The following is a 22,581-nucleotide window of genomic DNA, read 5'->3' as shown; positions in this document are numbered from 1 at the left end:
GCCGTCCGGCGCGAGGCAGCCCGCCGCGGCAGGTTCGATGCGCATCGCTGTAGTCACCCTGTTTCCAGAGCTCTTCCAGGGCTTTCTGGCGATCGGCATGGTCGGGAGAGCGCTCGCCTCGGGCGCGATCACCGTGCAGATGCGCAGCCCGCGCGAGTTCGGCCTCGGCCGCCATCGAAGCGTGGACGACACGCCCTACGGCGGCGGCTCGGGCATGGTGATGCGCGTCGACTGCATCGTCCGCTGCATGGAGGCGCTCGACGAGGCCGCCGCCGACGGCGAGCCGGCGAGCGCGCCTGCCGGCAGCGAGACGGAGGCGCCTCAAGGCCCCGCGCAGCCCGCGCAGCCCGCGCAGCGGGCGCACCGGATCCTGCTCACGCCGCAGGGGCAGCCCTTCCGTCAGGAGAAGGCGATCGAGCTCGCGGCGCGCCCCTCCATCGCGCTCGTGTGCGGTCGATACGAGGGGTTCGACGAGCGGGTCCGCGCCTTCGTCGACGAGGAGATCTCGCTTGGGGACTTCGTGATGACCGGCGGCGAGGTGGCGGCGATGGCGGTGATCGACGCGTGCGTGCGGCTGCTGCCGGGGGTGCTCGGCAACGCCGGATCGGCGGAGCACGAGTCGCACAGCCCCGCGCTCGCCGGGCTCCTGGAGTACCCGCAGTACACGCGCCCCGTGGACTTCCGCGGGCTCAGGGTGCCCGAGGTGCTGCAGCAAGGGAACCACGCCGCCATCGCCCGGTGGCGACAGGCGCAGGCGGAGCAGCGCACGGCCGAGCGGCGGCCCGACCTGTGGCGCAAGGCGCGCGGGGAAGGCGCTCCGCCGGACGAGCGCGGTGAGGAGCGGCGATGAGGCTCGCGCTCGCGCTCGTTCACTACCCGGTGCTCGATCGATCGGGCGAGACGGTGACCACGGCGATCACGAACCTCGATCTCCACGATATGGCGCGGAGCGCGCGCACGTACGGGGCCGAGCGGCTCTTCGTCGTGCACCCGGTCGCCGCCCAGCGCGCGCTGGCCGAGCGGATCAGGGAGCACTGGGTGGAGGGATCGGGCAAGCGCCGGATCCCGGATCGCGCCGTCGCGCTGGACGTGCTCAGCGTGGTCCCGAGCCTGGAGGAAGCGTACGGCGCGCTGAGCAGCGCGGGGCGCGAGGGCGTCGAGATCTGGACGACCGCGGCTGCGTCGCGGGGGCTCCCGGTGACGAGCTATGCGGCGACCCGCGAGCGCCTCGCGCAGGCGACCCGCCCGGTGCTGATCCTGTTCGGCACGGGCTGGGGGCTCGCGCCGGAGCTCATCGCCGACGCCGACGTCCGGATCGAGCCCATCCGCGCGGCGGCGAGCACCGGCTACAATCACCTCAGCGTGCGCGCGGCGTGCGCGATCACGCTCGATCGGCTGCTCGGCGAGCGGACCGCCGGGTGAGCTCGTGGGGTCGTCGCGCGTGACGCCGGCGACCGCGTCCGTGCAGGGGGCACCGACGTCATGAACGTCATGAGCAAGCGCGAGGCCCATCGTCCCCCAGGGGAGGCGAGCACGGAGCGACCGACGCTCGATCGGCTCGTCCGCGAGCAGGCGTTCGCGCTCGGATTCGACGTCGTCGGCGTGGCGCGCGCGGACGAGCCGATCGGGATCGAGCACGCGCGGTACCTCGAGTTCATCGAGCGCGGCATGCACGGGGAGATGGGCTACCTCGCGGAGTACGCGGAGCAGCGCCGGCGGCTGGACACCAGCGCGATCCTGGAAGGGGCGCGATCGGTCGTGTGCGTCGGCCGCAGGTACGCCCGTCCCAGGGAGAGCGAGGGGCGCGACCCCGCGCTCGCGCAGAGCGTCGCGCGGTACGCGCGCGGGCAGGACTACCACAACCACCTGAAGCGCCGGCTGCGGCGGCTCGCGTCGTTCATCCGGTCGCTCGCGCCCTCCGTGCTCGCGCGGCCGCTCTGCGACGTCGAGCCGGTGATGGAGCGCGTCTGGGCGGCGCGCGCCGGCATCGGCTTCGTCGGCAAGAACGGGCTCCTCATCACGCCGGGGCAGGGGAGCTATCAGCTCCTCGGCGAGGTGGTGACCACGCTGCCGCTCGTCCCCGACGTGCCCATCGCCGAGCGCTGCGGATCGTGCACGCGCTGCCTCGACGCGTGCCCGACGCAGGCGTTCGACGCGCCCTTCGTGCTCGATCCGCGCCGCTGCGTCGCGTACCTGACGATCGAGCAGCGGAGCGCGCCGGCCGAGGAGCTGCGGCCCGGCGTCGGCGAGCACCTCTTCGGCTGCGACGTGTGCCAGGAGGTCTGCCCGTTCAACAGGACCGCGCCGCCGCCCCTCGAGCGCACCGCGCCGTTCCATCCGCTGGCGCGATGGGAAGCGCGGGACGTCGATGACCTCGCGTCGCTGGGCGAGCAGCAGTTCGATGAGCTGACCGCCGGGACGCCGCTCCGGCGCGCGCGGCGCGGCGGGCTCGCAAGGAACGCGACGATCGTCGCCGCAAACCGGCTCGCGCGCGGCGCAGAAGGCGCGGCCGCGGCCAGCGCGAAGCGCGCGCTCGCCGCGGCGCTCACCCACGACGACCCCTCGGTGCGCGACGTCGCTGCGTGGGCGGTGCGCCGCGCAAGGGTCGCCGAGCCGGCGAGCCCGTCCGCTTCTGAAGCCGCAGGGCCGCCCGAGGATCCGGAGCCCGGCGCGGGCTGAGGCGCGCGGCGCCCCCGGAGGGCGTCGCGTCGCGGCGCGGCGGTGCTCCGGCGCTCTTCGCGGGCGCCTCGCGATCCGCTACGGTGTCCGCCGGCACGACGCCGCGCGCACGAGCACGAACGTGGATCTCCCTCCCAGGCTCCGAGCGCTCCTCGACGATCTGCGCCACCACGACTCCGTTCTCTGGCGGCGCGCGGTCGACGCCGGGGTGACCTACGGCCCAGACCTCCTCGTCCGCCACGGCCCTGCGCTGTTCGGGATCTTCTTCGGCGCGGTGTTGCCGGAGCAGCGCAAGGCCGTGCTCAGGAACCTGCGGCTGGCGCTCGGCGAGCGGGGGACGCTCGACGAGTACCGGGACGCCGCCCGGGTGTTCATCAACTTCGCCAGCTGCCTCACCGACGCGTTCATCGCGGGCAGCGGCCGCCCCGAGCGGCTCACCGGCCTGTGCGTGAACGACGAGCACTTCACGGAAGCGTACCGGCGCGGCCTCGGGGTGATCGTCGTCACGGCGCACACGGGCGGCTGGCAGGCCGCCGCGCCCCTGCTGCGTTCGGTGCACGCAGCCGACGTGCTCGTCGTGATGCAGCGCGAGCGCGACAGCCGGGCGCAGGCCATCCAGGACGGCACGCGCGATCGGGTCGGCGTGCGGATGCAGCACGTGGCGGACGATCCGCTCGCGGTGCTCCCGCTGCTCGCGCACCTGCGACGGAAGGGCGTCGTGGCCATCCAGATCGATCGGCTCCCGTCCGGGATGCGCGGGCGCGACGTCGAGCTCTTCGGCATGCCCTGGCGCGTCCCGGAAGGCCCGCTCCAGCTCGCCGCCGTGAGCGGCGCGCCGATCGTCCCGGTGTTCACCCGGCGGACCGGCTTCATGAAGTACGAGATCTGCATCGCGCCGCCCGTCTCGCTGCCCCGCAGGCCAGGACCGTCCGAGCTCGACATCGCGGCGCGGCAGATCACGGCGGAGATGGAGCGGTTCCTCCGGGAGAACCCGACGCAGTGGTTCCACTTCGAATAATCAAGGATTTTGAGCCTGTAGCGAGAAATCGCGCCGCGGTCGCCCATGCGCTGCATCGGCGCGCGAGCTGGGTTAAGAGTCCGCGCTGATGGCCCGCCTCCTCGTCGGACTGCCCTCGCTCAAGGGGGATATCCAGAAGTACAAAGATCGCTTCGATCTGGTCGAGCTCCGTCCGATCGACTCGTCGCTGCCCCGCGTGACCACGCTGCGCAAATGGCGCAAGGCGGTCCCGCCGGGCTTCGTCTTCAGCGTCGTGCTGCCGCGCGTCGTCGGCGAGCTCGCGGCCGGGAGCGAGCTCGACGCGGCGCTCTCGACCTCGCTCGAGGTGGCGGCGGTGCTGGAGGCGCGGTGCATCGTGCTCCAGACGCCGGCGTCGTTCCGACCGACGGCGACCAACCGCAAGAAGCTCGCGGCGCTGTTCGAGCGCCTGCCCGCGGAAGGGGTCGTGCGCTGCTGGGAGCCCTCCGGGATCTGGGAGCGCGACGACATCGTCGCGACCGCGCGCGCCGCGAAGGTCATCCCGGTGCTCGACGTCGCCCGGGACGCGCCGCCGCCCGGGCCGATCGTCTACACACGGCTGCGCGCGCTCGGAAAGTCGTCGTCGCTGGGGGCGGCCGCGCTCGAGCGCGTCGCCGACCGCCTGCGCGGCCGGCGCGAGGTGTTCCTGGTGGTCGAGGGGGACCGCGCGCAGCAGATCAAGTCGCAGCTCGCGGCGTCGCTCGCGCGCAACCCCGATCGCTCAACGGCGTCGGCCGTGGTAAGGCCTGCCATGCCCATGGCGAACACCCTCGTCGCCGAGGACGAGGAGCAGTGATCCGCGGCGTGGCGGCCACGGCGAGCGACGCCTCTGCGGCCTCGGCCGCTCGGGCCGCGCTCGAGTCGTCCGGCAGCGCGATCGACGCGATCGTCGCCGGCTTCTTCGCCGCCGCGGGCGCGCAGCCTGACGTGCTGCTGGCGCCCGCCGTCGCGCTCGCGGCCGGCGTCGGCGTCGGCGCGCGCGCCTTCGATGGACGGGCGGTCCAGCCTGGCCGCGGCGCGCCGCGGCCGCGCGGGTTCGTCGAGGGGCAGAGCGTGCCGGAGGCCGCGCGCGTCGCGGTCCCGCGCTCGCTGGGCATGCTGGTCCTGCTGCACGGCTACCTCGGGCGCGCGCGGCTCCGCGAGCTGGTGCGCGCCGGCGTGGCCGCGGCCGAGCGCGCTGGCGCGAGCGGGCGGGCGGCGCTGCTGCGCGAGGTCGGCTCGCTCGGCGCGGTGGCGCTCCGGGCGCGCGACGTGGAGCGGGCGCTGCTCGCCGTGGGCGGACCGGTCGCCGGCGGGACGCTGACGGCCGAGGACATCGCCGAGGCTGTCCCGGCCGAGGTGGAGGCCGCATCGACGCCGGTCGCGGAGGGGGCGGTGGCGCTCCAGGCGCCGTGGCCGGTCGGGGAGCAGGCGCGGCCCGCGGACGCCATCGTCGCGTGCGACGGATGGGGCACCGTCGCGGCGCTGGCCTATGCGCGCACGGAGGACGGGATCGCCGTGCCCGAGCTCGAGATCGTGCTCGGCCGCGACGCCGTCCCGGTGCGCCGTGGCATCACGCGCCTCGCGCCGGGCACGCCCCTGCCGGCAGCGGCGCCGATCGCGATCCTCCAGCGCAGCGGCTTCGCGGCGGCGATCGCGCTCACGGGCAAGCCCAGGCTCGACGTGAACGCCCTCGGCGCGCTCCTCCACGGCAACGCGCTCGAGGCCGCCCTCCACGATGTCCGCACGCAGATGAGCGCCGAGGGCGCCCTGGCCGTCGTGCGCGACGACCGGGACGCGCGCGCGGTCCACCTGGCGCCCGGCTTCTCGGCAGGGCCAGGATCACGGCCAGCAGGGGATTGAGGCGACGCAGGCGCGGCGTCGGCCGACGCTGCGCCTGGCGGCAAGGCCGCGGGCGGGCCTGGCCTGCCGCGCTGGCTCGCCGCGCGGGGCCAGCGCCGCCGTGAGGGGGCCTGTCGGCATCCGTGCGGCAGCGGGTCGCCGTGGCGCAGCGATCGGCCTCGCCCGCGAGGCGTGCGGCGAGCAAAGGCCCACGCGCGGCAGCTCACGCTGGACGCACAGGACGCCTGCCGCAGGAGCCTGCGGCCTCGGATCGAGCCTGGTGTGGGGTGTGGGGCGAGGCCCCGGGGAGATTCAGAAGATTCAGAAGGGGCGCGTTGCGTCCACGCAGCTGCCGGGCGCCGGCCTGGTCGCGCCGGCGCAGGGCCTAGAGCGTGACGCCGTGGCGCTTCGCGTAGGCAACGACGCCGATCTTGTCGATCGTGCGGATGTCGCGCGTCGTGAGGTTGAGCTTCACGAAACGGTTGAGCTCGGGGACCCAGACGCGCCGGGTCTGGATGTTCACGAGCTGCCAGCGCTTCGTCTTGATGTTGGAGTGGGAGACATTCTGCGCCAGAAGCTTCCGCTTCCCAGTGATGTCGCTCTTCGCCATGACGTCCTCGGTTGGAAGGAGCACCGCCCTCGGTGCCCCGACCGGTATCGATAAAACTGGCCGGGCGCACGCCCTGCGCGGGGGAGCAGGGGGGCTCGGGAGCGCGGGAAAGTGAAGGAAGCCGGGGGACATGTCAAGCGTCCACCGGCGCGCTTCGTGAATCTTTGCGCCGCTTCGCGCAGCGCACCCGGAATTGCTGCCGTGCTTCCGGGAGGGCCCTAGGTCAGCCACTCGCCGCTGGAGGGCGGACGCCGGTCCGGCCCATCCTTGTCGTTCGGGCGCGAGTGTAGGTCGATGCGCCGGGCGTCGGCGGCCAGGCGCCAGGCCAGGACCTGGAACAGGCCGAGGCTCGTGAGGGCGGACGTCGCGGCGAACGCCAGGCCCGCGGACAGCACACCGACGAGCTCACCCGGCGAGAAGGCGCCGAGCTGGGCGAGGCGGCCGACGATCAGGTCGACCGTGAAGGCGAGCACCACCGTGACGGCAAGGAACGTCCCGGCGCCCGTCGTCTCCGACCCCATGAAGCCGGTGAGGCTGGACAGCACCGCCAGGATCACCATCGCGGCGCCGAGCTGGCCCAGGTGCGGCTCGAGAAGGGCGAGCTGCACGACGGCCTGCCCGAACGACGGGAGCGCGACGAGGAACGCGGCCACGAGCAGCCAGCGCGCGCCGCTGTACGCCCGGTAGCGCGACCGGAACACGAGCGCCGCGGGGAGCGCGATGGCCGCCGCGGCCCGGGCGGCTCCCCAGCCGAACGCCGTCCCGGCGCTCTCGAGGCCGACGACGGTCGCGATCCCCCCGAGCACCACCATGGCGACGGCGCGCTGCCGGTAGCTCACCGAGGTGAGCGCGGTGAACAGCGCGACGATGCCCAGCACGAACGCGGGCGGCCCCGCGACGACGCCGTCCGGGCGGAGCCCCGCGAGCGACAGGCCGCCGAGGAACAGAAAGCCCACGCCCACGGCGGCACACCAGATCCGCGCCGCGTCCTGCGCCGGGCGCATCGGCGCGAGGTCCTCCATGAGCGCCTCGGACGCGAGCAGCGGCTTCGTGACGGTCTCGCGCGCGCTCGGGGGAGGCTCCTCGATCGTGATGGCCGGGCTCGGCGCGAGCTGCCGCTCGTCCGGCGCCGTCCCGCTGGGCGCCGCGGCGGGCGCCTCTTCCGCGGGCCGGACGGCCGGGGCATCGCCCGCTGTGGCGCCTTCCGGCGGGGCTGGTGCTGCCTTTTCCCGTTCGGCGGTGGCGCGACGGCTTGCTGGGGGGCGGTCGCGATTCGCCTCTCCGTAAGGCTTTTCCATCGATGGAGCTGGATCAGATCTCACGGGCGTCGAGGGGGTAACGGCGAAGCTGCCCGAGCAGCTCGGCCGAGGTGAGCCGCGCGACCAGGGTGCGCCCGAAGTCTCGCACGGCGGTGAATCCTTGCCCATCCATCGCGAGGGATTGCTCGTCCATGTACAGCCGGCGCGCAATCTCGATCTGCACGGCGTGGACGGCGCGGTGCGGCTGGCCGTAGTGCCCTGTGCTGAAACCCCCTTTGTAGGGGTCGTCGTGGCGCACGGAGAAGCCGCAGGCGCGCGCGTGCTGGTCGACCGCGTCGATGACGGCGCTCGCGGCGGTCGTCCGGCCGCGCGTCCCGGGGACGATGTCGGCCCGGCCGACGGCGCCCTCCGCGTTGCCGCGGCGGCTCTGGCTCGGCATCGAGTGCGCGCACAGCAGGATCGCGAAGCCGAAGCGCTCGCGCTTGCGGGCGAGGATGGCGCTCAGGCTGCGGTGGTAGGGGCGATAGAACCGGTCGAGCCGGCGCTCCACCTCGGCCCGCGGGAGGCGCGACACAAGGATGGGCTCGCCGTCCGTTGTCACGCGCCAGATGAGCCCCCTCGGGTAAGGCGCCCGGCCACCCCCCTCGACGGCCTCGCCGTCACAGTCCGCCTCGCTCCGGTTGAGATCGACCACCAGGCGGCTCATCCGGGAGAACAGGAGGGTCGCGCCCTCGGACGGAGCGTCCTGGAAGAGCGCGTCGACGTACAGATCGGCGTCGCGCCCGATGCTGCGCGCAGGGGCGACCGTCCACGCCAGCGACTCGGGATCCATGTGGACGCCCGCGTGCGGTACCTCGACGAGGACCGGGCTTTCCGCTCCGCGGGGCTCGACGACCTCGAAGGCTGACACCACGGCGACACTCTGACGCATTCCGTGCCCGGCTGGAACCCGGACGGGTAAGGTCCAGACGGGAAGGAAGGCTGCGGCGCGGACGTCCAGTGCGTCCAGAGTGCACAAGCTCCGGGCCCGCTTTCTGGCGCACATCGACGCTTTCGCGTTAGCGTTGGGTGTGGATCTCGCGACCTGGGTGGACGCGTACCTGGATCACCTCCGCGTCGAGCGGGCTCTGGCGCCCCTGACGCTCGAGGCGTACGGCCACGACCTCGCCAAGCTCGTCGCCCACGCGGAGGCGGCCGGCGTCACGACCGTCGAGGGCCTCGACCAGGCGCTGATCGGCACCTACCTCGTCGCGCTCGGCGAGGCCGGCATCAGCGCCAGCTCGGCCGCGCGCCACCTCTCCGCCGTCCGCGGGTTCATCCGCTTCCTGCTGCGCGAGCGCCGGATCGAGCGAGATCCGTGCGCGCTCGTCGAGCGACCCCGGGTCGGGCGGCGGCTGCCCAAGGTGCTCTCGTTCGACGAGATCGCGCTCCTCATCGAGGCGCCGGAGCAGGGGACCTTCAGGGGCCTGCGCGATCGCGCGATGCTCCACGTGATGTACGCCGCCGGCCTGCGCGTGAGCGAGGTGGTGCGCCTCAAGATCGGGGACATCGAGCGCCGCAAGGGGATCGTGATGGCGCTCGGCAAGGGGGGGAAGCGGCGGCTCGTGCCGCTCGGGGAGCCGGCGCTCGCCGCCATCGACGCCTACCTGGAGGCGCGCGCCGCGCACCCGCGCAGCGCGTCGACGCAGGTGCTGTTCCTCTCGCCGCGCCGCGGGCCGCTCACCCGCCAGGCGGTGTGGAAGCTGCTCGGGGGATACGCCCGCGCCGTGGGCATCGACAAGCCGAGCTCGCCGCACAAGCTCCGCCACTCGTTCGCGACACACCTGCTCGAGGGGGGCGCGGATCTCCGGAGCGTCCAGGCGCTCCTCGGCCACGCCAACGTCGTGACGACCGAGATCTACACGCACCTCGCCGACGACCACGTGCGCGCCGCGTACCGGCGGGCGCACCCGCGCGCGTGAGCGCGTACGTCCTCTCGGTCGTCAGTCGCAGCGCTTGAGGAATTTCCCGCAGGGCTTCTTCGTGGCCTGCCCCGCAGGCTTGGCGGGGGCGGGGGGGATCTCCGTGAGCTGGAACTCCTGCACGAGCGGCGTGCCGGTCTTGGCGGCGACCTTGAGGCTCCGCGGGAAATAGCCGGCGCGCTTCACGCTGATCTGATGCACCCCCGGCGTCAGCTCGAGCTCGACCTCGGGCGCCTGGGTCGCCTTGCCGTCGACCGTGATCTCCTCGCAGGCGACGGGCTTGCACGAGATCCTGGCCGGCACCAGCGCGCTGGCCGCGGCGCCCGCGTCCTTGGCGGCGCCGGCGTCGACAGGGGCCTCGGCCGTCGCCGCGCCGGCGTCGGGCGCCGGCGCGGTGGCCGCCGGCGCGGGCGGCGGGGGCTCGGGCGACGGCGCGGGGGGCGCGGCGGAGGCCGCCGTCGGGGCGCTGGGGACCGGCTGCGCCTCGTCCTTGCGGTCGAGGACGTACCACGCGGCGGCCGTGCCCCCGACGAGCAGCACCGCGACGACGCCCACCGTCAGGGAGGCCGCCTTGCCCCACGGCGACCGCGGCGCGGCGCTGACCGCCGTCAGCGCCGTGCCGGCGGTCCGCGGCGGCGCTGCGGGGCTCTCGGGCGCCTGCGCGACGGTCACGTCCGGGAGCGTCGGCTGCGGTGACGCGACGGTCACGTCCGGGAGCGTCGGCTGCGGTGACGTCGACGGCTGCAGCGGGGGGGAGAGCGGCGGCGGCGCATGCTGCGGCGACGCGGAAGGGGAGAACGGCGCGAACGGCGACGGCGCGAGCTGCGTGGCGTCGTGCGGCGGCTGCGGCGCTGGCGCGACCGCCGGCGGGGCCGCGCGGGGCGGCGGCGCAGCGGCGACCGCCTCGCTCGCCGAGGGAGACAGGGCGAGCGTGGAGCCCACCTCGATCGCGGCCGCCGAGAAGCCGCTCAGCATGGCGGCGAGCTCGCTCGCAGAGCGGAAGCGCTCGCGCGGGTCGTGCGCCAGCGCGCGCGCGAAGGCCGCGTCGAGCACGGGGCTCAGCGGGACGCCGAGCTCCGCGGCGCGCGCGGACGCGGCGGGGCGCGGCCCCATGAGCTCGCGCTGCCAGCCGGGCACGTCGACCTGGCCCTGGCAGGAGCGCCAGTACGAGCGGCCCGTGAGCGCGAAGAACGCGACGAGCGCCGCGGAGAAGATGTCGGCGGCGGCGCCGGCGGGGGCACCCGGCTGGACCTGCTCGGGCGCGAGCCACGGCGCGGAGAGGACGTAGCCCTCCGGCGTCGGCATCAGGCTCCGCGCGAGCGACGGCCCGAAGTCGGTGACCTTCACGTTCCCGGGGGCGCTCGGATCGATGAACAGGTTCGTCGGCTTGAGCCCGAGGTGAGGGACCTCGCGCGCGTGCGCCGCGTCGAGCACCGCCGCCAGCGAGCGGAGCATCGATCCGACCTCCTCGAAGCCCATCGGCCGGCGCCGCGCGACCTCCGCGAGCGACGGGACATGGATCATGTCCGTCACCGTGAAGGGCGCGGCCGTCGCCTGGTCGTAGCCGGCCTCGAGGATGTGCGCGGCGAACTCCTGCGGCAGCCTGTTCGTCTCCGCCACGTACCGCTGGAGGTGCTGCATCGCGTCCGGGCGCTGCCCGATCGCCGGCGAGTACAGCTTGAGAGCGACGTCCCGCGCCTGCGCCGTCGCCGCGCGGAAGGTGGCCGTCGCACCCCCGTAACCGAGGAGCGCGCGGACGGAGAACCTCCCCGCGATGACGCTGCCCGGCGCGACGTTCGGTGCCGTCACGAGATCACTCCCCCGCGACCGAGATCGACTCGATCGACTGCAGGATGGTCGCGTCGGCGCCGGAGCTGTCGTCGTCCGGCACGAAGCCGAGCCCGATCAGGATCTCCCCCTCCTTGCCCGTGTCGGCGAAGATCAGCAGCGGGCCCTTCTTGGCCCCGCGCGTCGCGCCCTCGCTCTGCCACAGGCCGATCTTCCTTCCGGCGATCTCCTTGGTCTCGAGGGGCTTCTTCCAGTTCACCTTCTTCTTGGGCAGCGTCACGTTGATCTCGCCCGCCAGCGCCTCGAGCGCGGCGTCGCGCTTCTCCGCCGCCTGCTTGCCCTCGCCCACGTCGACCTGCGCCGTCGCGAGGGCAGGGCCCTCGGCCGCGGCCTGCGCGAGCGTCGCGCTCTCGGCCTGGGCGTAGGTCCAGCCCTTCACGGGCGTGAGGATGAAGGAGCTCCCGGCGATCTTCGCCCGGGTCGACTCCTCGGCCTGGCAGCCCTCGTCGAGCGCCTTGCAAGGCTTCGGCGCGGGCGGAGGCGGAGGTGGTTCGGGCGCCGCGGTCACGGGGGGATCCGGCGCTTCGGGTTGAGGTGGAGGCGTCGAGCTGCACGCCGCGGCGAGCGCCGCCGCAGCGCCCAGCGCCAGGGTGGGCCATCGTCGAGAGAACATTGCGTCCGAGCGTTGCAGGACCGGACCCGGGACGGCAAGTAAAGAGCGATCCGGGGGGACGGCTTGCGCCGGGAGACGCGGCGGGCGCCGCGTGAAACGCCGGGCGCGCCGGAGGAATGCCCCCGGCGCGCCCGCGAGGTGCAGCGGCTACTTGACGAGCGCGCCGACGTCCTGCTCGACCTGCTCCGCCAGGCCGGAGGGCACCTTGCCGTGGAGGCGGGTGCGCTCCGTGACCAGGAAGTAGTCAGGCTTGCCGCTCGCGCCGGGGGGCCCCTTCACGAGCTCGAGGAAGCCGATGTCGCCCGAGGCGCCGGCGTACTCGACCCGCACGACGACCTGCCGCTGCTCCGGGGGAGCGGCCGTGTACTCCGTGGGGCGCAGGCGATCGAGCTTGCTCATCCAGTTGCCGACGGTCTCGTCCTTCTGATCGGGGCTCGCCGGATCGGCCCAGAACTTCTTGCCCTCCTCGCCGCTGCGCACGATCTCGCGGCGCTTGTCGCCGGCGACGACGCGCGCCCGGGCGAGCTCGACGTCCTTCCACTCGTGGAGGTCCCGCTCCATGAGCCGCGACTCCGCTGTGTCGAGGTCGCGGTAGATGTCGCCGTCGATGGCGTACACCTCGCCCGTGGCCTCGTCGCGGGCGTAGCGGTCCGCGCCGCCCGGCGTCATGCCGCCGATGACGAGCTTCTTCTCGGCGCCGCGCAGCTTGACGGTGAGCGTGCCCTCCGGCTCGGCGAGCCCGAACTCGCTGGCGCGATCGTCCGCGATGCGGCCGACGGCGCGCAGCGCCTTGAGCGGGGCCAGCCCCTCGGCGAGCTTGTTGCCGGCGCCCACCGAGACGAACGTCGTCGTCTTGACCGTCGGCTCCGCGTCCGCGGGCTCGTCGTCGTGCGCGCCGTCGCCGTGCGGGTCGTGCGGGTTCTCCTTCTTGTCGGGCGGGGGCGTCGTGCGCTCCGTCGTGCCGACGAAGTAACGGCCCTCCTTGTCCTTCTGCGCCTCGAGGACGACCTTCTTCGACTTGCCCTCGAAGGCGATGCGCTCGACGTCCTCGGCGCGGCCGGCCCAGACGGTCACGTCCATCGTCGAGAGCGCGGCCGCTGACTTGTCGCGCGTCCAGACGAGGACCGCGAACACGGCCGCGATCCCGAGAAGGCCGAGGTGCACGAAAAAGCTGCGATCCAACCTCATGCGCGCCTCCCGCTCGCGCGCCGCCCGCGGCGCGTGATGAAGAGCCCGAGCCCCAGCACCATGGCCGGCGCCACGAGGATCGTGGCCCAGAACCAGACCTGGTCCTTCTCCTTCGTGTGCTCGATGCGGACGTCCTCGTTCGTCGTGATCTCGCCGGCGAAGCTCTCCTCGCCGCCGAGCCACCGGAACGCGTCGAGCGCGAGCACGATGTTGGGTTCGTTCCTGAACACCGCGTCGGTGAGCGCGTCGGCGTCGGCGAGCACGAACGCGCGCAGCTCCTTCTTGTCCTTGCCGTCAGCGCCGCCGGGCGCGATCTCCTTGGAGACCGCCGCGGCGAGGTTGTAGGCGCTCCGCTGCTCGCTTCCCTGGTCGAACTTGAAGTTGCCGTTCGTGTCCGCGAACGTCTCGCCCAGCGTGCGGACGACGAAGTCGGCCTTCACGTCGGCGCCCTCGACCTTGTCGAGCGACGACGCGCCCGGGAAGATCGTCGGCGCCTGCTGCGCGTGGCGGCTCAGCGTCGAGACCGAGGCGTGCGATGAGTACCGCGTCGTGACGAGCATCGCCTGGTCCGAGTCGTTGAAGCGCCGCCGCACGTGGACCCGATCGTTCGCGAGGACCACGGGCTTCCACGTGAGGCCCGCGACGCGGGCGAGCGGATCCAGATCGACCTTGGCCTCCGGGTCGAGCGCGAGCAGGAGGTGCCCGCCGCCGTTGGCGTAGCGCTTGAGCGCGTCGACCTCCTCCGGCAGGAACTCCTTCTGCGGGCCGAGCACGATGACCACGCTCGCGTCCTTCGGGATCTCGCTGCCGAGCCCCTGCGCGAGCCCGAGATCCTTGATGAGGTAGTTCTGGGACTCGAGGAGCTTGCGCAGGTTCTTCGTCGTCCGCCCCTCGGCCGAGCTCGACGTCTCGTTCAGCTCGCCGTGGCCCACGGTCATGTACGCGATGCGCTGGGCGCGGATGACCTTGAGCAGCACCTTCTGGAAGTCGGCGTCGAGGCTCTTCAGCTTGGCGGCCGCGGTCTTCATGTCGGCGCCGACGGTGAGCGTCTCGCGCGACGTGCCGCGCGTGAGCACGATGACGCCGTCCTGCGTGACCTTGGCCTCCTTCGCGAGCGCGGGGACGAGCAGGCGATCCTGCATCTCCACCGTGATCTGCGGCGACGCCGCCTTCACCTCGCGCAGGTAGCCCTCGACCTCGGCGCCCACGTCGTTGAGCTGCGGGAAGAACGCCGTGATCTTGAGCGGCTCGGTCAGGCTCTCGGCGACGCGCTTCGTCGAGTCGCCCGGGCGGGCCGTGCGGTAATACGAGAAGTCCGCCTTGAGCTCGAGCTGGCCCGCGGCGTACACGAAGAGCGCCGAGTACACTGCCGCGAACGCGAGCGTCACGCCCGAGAGCGTCGCGGCGCGCACGCGCCGGCCCTCGATGCGCTCGGCGCGCCGCATCGGCGCGAGCGCCGCCTCGCCGAAGAACAGCGGCACCGTCGCGATGACGAGCAACGCGACCCAGCCGACCGTCGTGGCCGCGTCGATGCGCGCGCGCAGCTCGGGCGCGGCGCGGGAGACGCCGAGCATCGCCCGGCCCGCGTCGGTCGTGGTGAAGTACGCCGCCACCGCGACGAGCCCGAGCGCCGACAGGATCGCGAGCGCGCGCTCGACCGCGCGCCGCTCGCCCGTCTCGCGCACGGCGGTCGCGAAGCGCAGCGCGGTGACGAGGAGCAGGGTCAGCACCCCGAGCCCCGACAGCGCGTAGCGGAGCCCCTCGATCGTCGGGACGACGCGCTCGCCGAGGAAGATGGCGAGGAGCGCGCCCGCGTACGCCGGCACCATCCAGGCCCCGGCGCGGATCGGGGGCCCGCTGCGCGGCGCGGCCGCCGGCTGATCGGCCGGGGTGGCCTCGGGGGCTGCGCCCTCCGCGCGCCTCGCGGCGCCCGCTTCCTTGCCGTTCACCTCGGCCTCGTCGGCCTGAGCATTCTGGTCCTTCACCGCCACCTCCGTGCCCTCAGGGTGTGGGTCGCGGCGAGCAGGAAGAAGTAGGCGACCGCGACGTAGTACACGACGTTCTCCAGCCGGAGCACGCCGTTCAGGAACGGCTTCTGGTTGTTCGGGTAGAGGTTCAGCGCGCTCACGACGTCGTTGAGCGGCGGCTCCGTGACGCGCGCGACGAGGAACAGGAAGCCGAGCGTGCCGATGATCGCCGCGCCGAGGATGACCGCGATGACCTGCGTCGACGCGAGCGTCGAGGCGAAGAGCCCGATCGCGAGCGACGCGGCGCCGAGCAGCAGCACCCCGGAGTAGCCGACGAGGATGTGCCCGACGGACACCTTGCCGTTCACGAAGATGAGCAGCGGCATGTAGATCGTGATCGCCGTCATCATGGCGACGAGCGCGAGCGCGGCCAGGAACTTGCCGACGATGATCTCGCCGTCGCGCACCGGCGCCGTCTTGAGCAGGATGAGCGTGCCGCCCTCCCGCTCGCCGGCGATGAGCCGCATCGAGAGGATGAGCGCCGCGACCATCGTGATGAACGCCGTGCCGTCGAAGAACTTGAGCAGCACCTCCGCCGACAGCCGCGCGCCCGAGCCGAGCGCCGCGACCTGGAAGTAGATGCCGTCGATGAGCAGCGCCGCGGCGGCGACGACGTACCCGAGCGGTGACTTCAGGTACGCGGACAGCTCCCGCCGCGCGACGAGCAATGTCCCTCTCATGCCTCGCCCTCGCCTTCCTCCGCCTGCTCGCTCGCAGGGGCCTTCCGTGAGTCGCCGCCGGCCTTCGCCTTGTCGGCCGCGGCGGCCCTGTCCTTCGCCGCGGGCGTCGCGCGCGTCGCGAGCCGCAGGAACACCGACTCGAGCTCGCGCTCGCTCCGCTTGACCTCGAGGATGCCGATCCCCGCCTGCACGAGCTCGGCGCACAGCGCCGCCCGCACGTCGCGGTCGGCCTCGACCGCGAAGCTCGCGACGTCGCTCCCCGGCTCGGCCGTCGTGAGCTGCTCGACCGACGTGACCCCCTCGACCTGGCGCGCGATCTCGAGCGCTCGCGCCGCCTCGCCGCGCGTGACGCGGTAGCCGGCGCCCTCCGCCGCGGGGCCGCGCACGGTGAGCTCGACCCGCTGGCCGTGGAGCAGCTTCGCCGAGAGCTCCTGCTCGGTGCCCTGCGCGCCGATCTCGCCGTCCCGGATCACGAGGATGCGGTCGCACGTCTCGCTGATCTCCGAGAGGATGTGGCTGGAGAGCAGGATCGTGTGCTGGCCGCGCAGGCTCCGGAGCAGGGCGCGCATCTCGACGATCTGCACCGGGTCGAGGCCGCTGATCGGCTCGTCGAGGACGAGCAGCCGCGGCTTGTGCACGATCGCCTGGGCGATGCCGACGCGCTGCTTGTAGCCGTGCGACAGCGCGCTGATCGGGTCGGCCGCGACGTCGTCGAGCTGCGTCACGGCGAGCGCCTCGGCCACGCGCTTGTCGGCCGAGCCGGCGTCGACGCCGCGCAGGCGCGCGGCGAAGTGGAGGAAGGCGCGCACGCTCATCTCGTCGTAGAGCGGCGGCCTGTCCGGGAGGTACCCGATGCGCGACCGCACCTCGTGCGGGTGGTCGACGACATCCAGGCCGTCCACGAGGACGCGACCCGCGGACGGGAGCAGGTCGCAGGCGAGGATCCGGAGCGTCGTCGTCTTGCCCGCGCCGTTCAGGCCGAGCAGGCCGACGATCTCCCCCGTCTCGATCGAGAACGACAGGGGCCCGATGGCCTTCCGGTCACCGTAATATTTGTAAAGGTCGCTGATTTCGATCACGGCCGTGCACCCCTCCGCGAAGGGAAGAAGGTCTCGCGCCGGCGAAGCGGATGCCGCGCAGCGCGGCGGTCCAGGCGCCAGCGGCCCCTTACAACAGCGGGGGGCGGAAATCATTCCCGGCGGGCGCGCGCGGAGGCGTCCTGTCCAGGGCAACGTCCGCCTCCGACGTGGACGACCGGGACACGCCACCAGCACGGTGAGCGCTGCGACCGGGACGTGATGGATGTCAGCGTTCGGCGAACGGGGGCGACGCCGGGGGAGCGGCGTCGATCGGCAGGGGCGCTCGGCTCGTTGTCAGCTTGTCGTCCGCTTGCCGTTCGCCGTCGTCCGCTGTCGTCAGCTTGCCGTCAGCAGTGCTCTGCGATGATCGCCCAGCAGGCGTCCGCGAACTCCCTGTAGGTCGACCGGTCGAGCGTCGTCTGCGTCACCGGCATCACGTCCTGGTGCTCGGCGAGCATCGGGCGCAGCGCGCCCTCGATGTCCGCGCTCGTCTCGATCCACAGGAACTCCTCGATGCCGTCGGTGATCTGGCCGCGGATGAGCTTCGGCACCTCGCTGAGCCGGACCTTCTTCGGGCTCCGCCGGGCGATCGACGACGCGATCTGCTCGGCGTGCGCGGGCCACCGCCTGAGCGCCCGGTGGAACGTCGAGCCGACGAGCCGCAGGATCTGCTGCGCGAGCTTCGCGACGCGCGGGCGCTGCACCCGCTCCTCGTTCTCCGCGACCATCGCGAGGTAGTCGTCGGTCAGGAGCTTGCGCAGATCGCTCGTCAGGATCTGCTGCGACTCCGGCGTCATCCGCAGCTCCGCGACGTGCGCGAGGAAGATGTCGCGCACCATGGTGAGCCGCGCCGTGACCGAGCCGGTCGGGGTCGTGTCGAGGATCTCGGCGAGCGGGTCGATGAGGCGGCGGCCGAACGTGGTGAGGATGTGATCGAGGATGCGCTTCTGATGCTGCTCGTGGCCGAGCACCGACAGCGCGCGCGCGATGTGCGCCTTGCTCGGCGCGTCGACGAGGATCTCGAGCGGCTGATCCTGCTGCTTCCCCTCGTACATCCGCAGCGACGCGAACATCTCGCGGAAGGCGTCCGCCGCGGCGGCGCCCTCGCCAGGCTCGCCGTAGACGCGGATGACGAGCCCCGAGTCGGGGCCGGCGTCGAACAGCCGCCGGAGCTCTTCCCGGATGTCCTCGTCCGTGACGAGCGGCCCCGGGGGGAGCGATTTCCCGCGTGGATTCATCGATCCACAGCCTACGGTAAAGTGCGGCGTACCTGAACCTCTGCGCCGAGAAAGCGAGCGCAGGGGGCGCTCCCGGATCCGATGAGGATGCGTCTGCGGCGATGTCGTACCCGGGCGACACCGGGGCGCGGGGCTGTCGCGGACGCGGCGTCCGCTCGGGCGTGCCGCGCTGCACCGCCTCAGCTTCACCGTCGCCGCACCGGCGTCACGGATCCGTGTCACGGACGGGCGCGGGGCCGGCCTTGTGGCGCGCTCGCTCTGCCGGATACCATCCGCCGGTCCGTCCCGTCGCGTCCCGTGCGGGAGGAGCGGGCATGGGAGCATGTATGGACGGTGCGAACCCGGCTCATCGGTTGAAGGCAAAAGGCATCGACGGCGTGGCAGGCGCGCTGGACGCGCGCGGCGAGGCCCGGGCCGAGGTGCACGTCGCCTCCGGGGACACGCTCGACGTGCGCCGGTTCACGGCCTCGGACCGCATGTCGGCGCTCTTCGAGGTGCGCATCGTCGCCGTGTCGGACAACCCGGACATCGACTTCGAGGCGGTCATCGGCCGGCCGATGCGCTTCGCCGCGCACCGCGACCAGGTCCGCGCGTGGTCCGGCATCTGCAGTCACCTCCGGCAGATCGCGGTCGAGGAGCGAAACCTCTCCACCTACGAGCTCACGCTCGTCCCCGCGCTGTGGCTCGCGACGCAGCGGCGCAACCACCGCGTCTTCCAGCACCTGTCGGACGTCGACATCGCGCTGAAGATCCTCGAGGAGTGGGGCATCTCTCCGGCGCTGCGCCTGGCGGGGAGCTACAGGAAGCGCAAGTTCCGCGTCCAGTACGGCGAGAGCGACTACACGTTCCTCTGCCGCCTGCTCGAGGACGCGGGGGTGAGCTTCTACTTCGAGAGCGGCGGCGAGAGCCGGCTCGTGCTCGACGACGGGCCTCACGGCAACCCCCGCCGCCGCCCGATCGCGTTCCGCGACCACCCGACCGACGCCGACCTGGAGCACGTCACCGAGGTGCGCGTCGGCCGCCGGCTGCGCCCGGGGAAGTACACGGTCCGCGACCACGACACCCGGAGGCCGGCGACGTACGAGCTCGCCGCGAGCGCCTCGGGCCCTGGCGGCGTCGAGGAGCGCCTGGAGCGCTTCCACTACGTGCCCGGGGCGTTCCTCTACGAGAGCGACAAGGGCGAGAGCACGCCGGCCGCCGACGACAAGGGCAAGTACCGCGCGGACGAGTCCGAGGGCGCCGCGCTCGCGCAGCGGCGGCTCGAGGCGAAGCGCGCCTCGGCCCGCGAGATCACGTTCGAGACCAACGCGATCGAGCCCGCGCCGGGCACCGTGCTGTCGTTCCTCGACCACCCGAAGGCAGAGCTCGGCCCGGACAGGCCGCTGCTCGTCCTCGAGTCGACGCTCACGGGCGAGGTCCCGGGCGCCTTCCGGCACGCGTGCAAGGCCGTCACCGCGGACGCGCCGTACCGCCCGCCGCTGCGGACGCGCAAGCCGCGCGCCCGGGGGGTCGAGTGCGCCACCGTCGTCGGCCCGCCCGGCCAGGAGATCCACGTCGACGAGTTCGGGCGCGTGCGCGTGCAGTTCCACTGGGATCGCGAGGGAAGCATGAACGACGGGTCGTCGTGCTGGATCCACGTGAGCCAGCCGTGGAGCGGCGCCGGCTTCGGCGGCACGAACCTGCCGCGGGTCGGCCAGGAGGTGATCGTCGACTTCCTCGGCGCCGACCCCGACCGCCCGATCATCACGGGCCGGGTGTACACGAACCTCCAGAAGACGCCGTACAAGCTGCCCGAGAACAAGACGCAGAGCGGCTGGAAGAGCTACTCGTCGCCGGAGACCGGCGGCTACAACGAGATCATGTTCGAGGACGCGGCGGGCAAGGAGCTCGTCCGCGTGCAGGCCGAGCGCGACCTGCACAAGACCGTCAAGCACGACGAGGAGGTGGTCATCGGCAACGATCGCGTGAGCGCGATCGGGCACAACGAGGACCAGACCGTCGGCAACGATTTCTCGAAGCAGGTGATGAACAACGCGCGCGAGGTGGTCGGGATGAACCGAGCGCGCGCGGTCGGCAACAACGAGACGGTGGAGATCGGCAGCGTGCAGGCGACCCGGGTCGGGGACCGGGTCGAGATCGTCTGCGGCAAGTCGAGCATCGTGCTCGAGAAGTCGGGCAGGATCGTGATCTCGGGGACAGACATCACGATCCACTCGAGCGGCCACACGCAGGTCTACGGGGATCCGATCGACCTCAACTAGCTCCTCGGGGCAGGGACCTTGCCAGGGCTCTGCCGCGCGGGCGGAGAGAGAGATTTCAACGCAAAGGCGCATAGGCGCAAAAACGCAAAAGCAAGAAATAAATTTTTCTCCCTTTTGCGCCTTTGCGCCTTTGCGTTGAAATCCCCCCGGATCCTAGCCTGGTGCGTGGAACCAGCGGGCACGACGTCACGGGTCCTCCGAGGCCCTGCGCATCGCGGCGCGCACCTCCTGGGCCGCCGCGGGATCCTTCACGGTGCGCTCCAGCCACACGCGCCGGAGCCGGAGCAGCGCGCCGTCCGGCAGGCCGAGCTCCGCGAGCGCCCGCGCTTCGTTGCCGCGCTCGGCCGCGATCACGAGCCGCGCGTACTCGTCCGCCGTGATCGTCCCGCGCTCTGCCGCGAGCGCCGCGACGTACGCCGCGTCGTACGACGACAGAAGCCGCCGCTTGCCGCGCCCCACGTCGGCGCGGATCGCGTCGAGCCAGTGCGCGTGCAACGCTTCCCACGCGTCCGGCGAGAGCTCCTCCTCCTCGAGGATCGCGTCCTGCGCCTCGGGGCGCCTCGCGAGCCGCGCCGCGATGGCCGCGCAGCGCTCGAGGGGATACGCGTCGACGGGCAAGGCCGGCGCTGACGGGACCTCGCCCGGAGGCCGTTCTGGGACGACCGCGGGAGGCGGCTCGGGGACGGCGTCGGGCGCGGTCGCCGCCGCCCGGACCGGCTCCACGAGGTACAGCACGCCGAGCGGCGCGGGCCGCACCGAGGGGGGCGGCGGCGCGGGCGGTTCCGAGGGGAGCAGCGGCGTGGGCAGCGCTCGCGGGGTGGGCGCGCCCTCGTCTTCGTCCGGCTCGTCGGCGTACGGCGCGAACGATCGCGCGTGGGATCCGTCCGGCGGGAGCGCGTGAAACGGGAGCGCTGGCGTCGGGGGCACCACGGCGGGCACGAGGGTCTGCTCGGCGTCGCCGGCGGCAGGCGGGGCCGGCGGGGTGCGCGCTTCGGCCGCGGGCGGCGCCGGCGGGGTGCGCGCCTCGGCCGCGTCTGGCGCCGCGCCGGCGGGGGGCTGCGCGGCGGCGGCCTGCAGGAACGGGAGCGCCGCGGGAGGCCTCGATGAGAGCGGCGCCATCACCGTGCCGGTGAGGCTCGGCGCGATGTCGTCGTCGGTGACGAGCACGACGCCCTCGCGCGGAGGGCGATCGAGCATGAGCTGCCCGCGCCAGACGAGCGCCGCGACGCCGCGATCGGCGTCGATGACGAGCGTGTCGCACCGGAGGGGCACGCGCTGCTCGGCGCCGTTCGTCAGCGCGATCGCGCGCGGCGCCGGCGCGCGCAGGCGCGTCGCGAGCCGCGGGTAGCGCGGGTGCAGGTGCTCGAGCACGATCGGCTCCGCGCCCGTGAGATCGTTCGTCACCTGATCGAGCGGCGCGACGTTGAAGTAGCCGGGGTCGATGCCCTCGGGCAGCGCCTGCTCGGTCCAGCGCGCGTGGTCCCAGCCCGCCGCGTGCCGGCGCAGGCGCTGCGCGCGGTCGGGCCACTCGGGCCGGAGCGGGCCGAAGCCGGCGGGCCAGAGGTGGCCGTGCCGCATCGCCGTCGACGAGGCCACGGGCAGGAGGTTCGGCGCGCGCGCTCGACCCCACCGGTCGGCGAGCGCGCCGTTGCCCGTCGGCACGCCGATCGGGTTCGAGGTGTGGGGACCGCCGGCGGCGCGCTCCCAGCGGAGCGGCATGCGCGTGAAGGGCGCGGGCTCGCCGAGCGATCCATCCGGCGCGAACCACGAGTCGCCGCGGACCTGGATCGCCTTGTCGATGTCGCCGACGGCGAGCCGCGCGATGAGCGAGCCCACCGCGCCGCCCTCGGGCGCGTGGGCGTGGCCGACGACGAGCACCTCGCCCCACCGCTTGAACGGCGCGACAGGGCCCCACGGCTCGACGAAGCGCCGCTCGTCGCCCTCGTCCTCCAGCAGGGCCGCGGGGCCGCTCATCACCGGGGACTCGAACGGCGCGAGCTCGAACAGCGCGTGGCACGCGACGGTGACCACCCACGCGTCGGGCGTGGGTCGCCATTCCAGCGAGCTGGCGTGTAGCAGGCCTTGGCAGACGACGTGCATCGACGTGAATCGGACGTTGCTGAGGTTGCTGACGTTTCAGGCGTTGAAGCGTGAAGCGCGACGACGTGGCGACGCGGAGGCGCGGCCGCCGTGAAGACGCGCGCGCGTGCACCTGGACGCGATCCGGCGTGCGCCCGACGCGCGCCGAGGCGACGTGCATCTGGGCGACACGCCTCAGGAT

At 73.2% G+C, this 22,581-nt stretch carries 19 protein-coding genes; 8 read left to right on the top strand and 11 right to left on the bottom strand.

Going from position 1 to position 22,581, the window contains the following annotated elements:
* Nucleotides 1-37 precede the first annotated feature (37 nt).
* The 6 genes from trmD to WMF24_RS23555 all read left to right on the top strand — a co-directional run bounded on the left by trmD (nt 38) and on the right by WMF24_RS23555 (nt 5,557).
* On the top strand, nt 38-850 hold the full coding sequence (trmD, locus tag WMF24_RS23580) for a tRNA (guanosine(37)-N1)-methyltransferase TrmD (protein WP_437738689.1): 813 nt from the start codon (nt 38-40) through the stop codon (nt 848-850).
* Nucleotides 847-1,422, top strand: coding sequence for an RNA methyltransferase (locus WMF24_RS23575; protein ID WP_437738688.1), 576 nt, complete (start codon nt 847-849; stop codon nt 1,420-1,422). Before trmD ends, WMF24_RS23575 begins: the two co-directional genes overlap by 4 nt.
* Before the next feature lie 69 nt (nt 1,423-1,491).
* Nucleotides 1,492-2,679 (top strand): tRNA epoxyqueuosine(34) reductase QueG, encoded by a 1,188-nt coding sequence (gene queG, locus WMF24_RS23570; protein ID WP_437738687.1) that lies wholly within the window; start codon nt 1,492-1,494, stop codon nt 2,677-2,679.
* A gap of 121 nt (nt 2,680-2,800) precedes the next feature.
* Nucleotides 2,801-3,697, top strand: coding sequence for a lysophospholipid acyltransferase family protein (locus tag WMF24_RS23565; RefSeq protein ID WP_437738686.1), 897 nt, complete (start codon nt 2,801-2,803; stop codon nt 3,695-3,697).
* An 88-nt stretch (nt 3,698-3,785) separates the two neighbouring features.
* Nucleotides 3,786-4,511: a DUF72 domain-containing protein gene (locus WMF24_RS23560; RefSeq protein ID WP_437738685.1), complete on the top strand. Its 726-nt coding sequence runs from the start codon at nt 3,786-3,788 to the stop codon at nt 4,509-4,511.
* Nucleotides 4,508-5,557: a hypothetical protein gene (locus tag WMF24_RS23555; protein ID WP_437738684.1), complete on the top strand. Its 1,050-nt coding sequence runs from the start codon at nt 4,508-4,510 to the stop codon at nt 5,555-5,557. Before WMF24_RS23560 ends, WMF24_RS23555 begins: the two co-directional genes overlap by 4 nt.
* A gap of 364 nt (nt 5,558-5,921) precedes the next feature.
* Here WMF24_RS23555 and rpmB read toward each other — a convergent pair whose 3' ends face one another.
* The 3 genes from rpmB to WMF24_RS23540 all read right to left on the bottom strand — a co-directional run bounded on the left by rpmB (nt 5,922) and on the right by WMF24_RS23540 (nt 8,318).
* Nucleotides 5,922-6,146 (bottom strand): 50S ribosomal protein L28, encoded by a 225-nt coding sequence (gene rpmB, locus WMF24_RS23550; protein WP_104982632.1) that lies wholly within the window; start codon nt 6,144-6,146, stop codon nt 5,922-5,924.
* A gap of 218 nt (nt 6,147-6,364) precedes the next feature.
* On the bottom strand, nt 6,365-7,444 hold the full coding sequence (locus tag WMF24_RS23545) for a hypothetical protein (protein ID WP_437738683.1): 1,080 nt from the start codon (nt 7,442-7,444) through the stop codon (nt 6,365-6,367).
* 13 nt (nt 7,445-7,457) lie between these two features.
* Nucleotides 7,458-8,318, bottom strand: a complete 861-nt coding sequence (locus WMF24_RS23540) for an N-formylglutamate amidohydrolase (RefSeq protein ID WP_437738682.1) — start codon at nt 8,316-8,318, stop codon at nt 7,458-7,460.
* Between the two features lie 157 nt (nt 8,319-8,475).
* On the opposite strand from WMF24_RS23540, the gene xerD reads away from it, so the two are divergent.
* Nucleotides 8,476-9,366, top strand: a complete 891-nt coding sequence (xerD, locus tag WMF24_RS23535) for a site-specific tyrosine recombinase XerD (RefSeq protein WP_437738681.1) — start codon at nt 8,476-8,478, stop codon at nt 9,364-9,366.
* 21 nt (nt 9,367-9,387) lie between these two features.
* On the opposite strand, the gene WMF24_RS23530 is transcribed toward xerD, so the two are convergent.
* From WMF24_RS23530 to WMF24_RS23500, 7 genes are all read right to left on the bottom strand, one after another.
* Nucleotides 9,388-11,175: a serine/threonine protein kinase gene (locus WMF24_RS23530; protein WP_437738680.1), complete on the bottom strand. Its 1,788-nt coding sequence runs from the start codon at nt 11,173-11,175 to the stop codon at nt 9,388-9,390.
* Nucleotides 11,176-11,179: 4 nt separating this feature from the next.
* On the bottom strand, nt 11,180-11,827 hold the full coding sequence (locus tag WMF24_RS23525; RefSeq protein ID WP_437738679.1) for a hypothetical protein: 648 nt from the start codon (nt 11,825-11,827) through the stop codon (nt 11,180-11,182).
* A 147-nt stretch (nt 11,828-11,974) separates the two neighbouring features.
* Nucleotides 11,975-13,015, bottom strand: a complete 1,041-nt coding sequence (locus WMF24_RS23520) for a DUF4340 domain-containing protein (protein WP_437738678.1) — start codon at nt 13,013-13,015, stop codon at nt 11,975-11,977.
* Nucleotides 13,012-15,000, bottom strand: a complete 1,989-nt coding sequence (locus WMF24_RS23515) for a Gldg family protein (RefSeq protein WP_437738677.1) — start codon at nt 14,998-15,000, stop codon at nt 13,012-13,014. Before WMF24_RS23515 ends, WMF24_RS23520 begins: the two co-directional genes overlap by 4 nt.
* On the bottom strand, nt 14,997-15,722 hold the full coding sequence (locus WMF24_RS23510; protein WP_437738676.1) for an ABC transporter permease: 726 nt from the start codon (nt 15,720-15,722) through the stop codon (nt 14,997-14,999). The genes WMF24_RS23515 and WMF24_RS23510 overlap by 4 nt, the downstream gene beginning before the upstream one ends.
* On the bottom strand, nt 15,719-16,801 hold the full coding sequence (locus tag WMF24_RS23505; RefSeq protein WP_437738675.1) for an ABC transporter ATP-binding protein: 1,083 nt from the start codon (nt 16,799-16,801) through the stop codon (nt 15,719-15,721). Before WMF24_RS23505 ends, WMF24_RS23510 begins: the two co-directional genes overlap by 4 nt.
* Nucleotides 16,802-17,148: 347 nt before the next feature.
* Nucleotides 17,149-18,039, bottom strand: coding sequence for a hypothetical protein (locus WMF24_RS23500; protein ID WP_437738674.1), 891 nt, complete (start codon nt 18,037-18,039; stop codon nt 17,149-17,151).
* A gap of 377 nt (nt 18,040-18,416) precedes the next feature.
* On the opposite strand from WMF24_RS23500, the gene WMF24_RS23495 reads away from it, so the two are divergent.
* Entirely contained in the window at nt 18,417-20,300 is a 1,884-nt protein-coding gene (locus tag WMF24_RS23495) for a type VI secretion system Vgr family protein (protein ID WP_437738673.1), read from the top strand.
* A 186-nt stretch (nt 20,301-20,486) separates the two neighbouring features.
* Here WMF24_RS23495 and WMF24_RS23490 read toward each other — a convergent pair whose 3' ends face one another.
* Nucleotides 20,487-22,400: a DUF2169 family type VI secretion system accessory protein gene (locus tag WMF24_RS23490; protein ID WP_437738672.1), complete on the bottom strand. Its 1,914-nt coding sequence runs from the start codon at nt 22,398-22,400 to the stop codon at nt 20,487-20,489.
* Between the last annotated feature and the right edge of the window lie 181 nt (nt 22,401-22,581).

Origin of the sequence: Sorangium sp. So ce1335, assembly GCF_051521615.1 — a bacterium.
In the GTDB taxonomy this organism is placed as follows: Bacteria; Myxococcota_A; Polyangia; order Polyangiales; family Polyangiaceae; genus Sorangium.
Note: the sequence above shows the minus strand (reverse complement) of the source record. Positions and strands in the feature narration are given on the sequence as shown.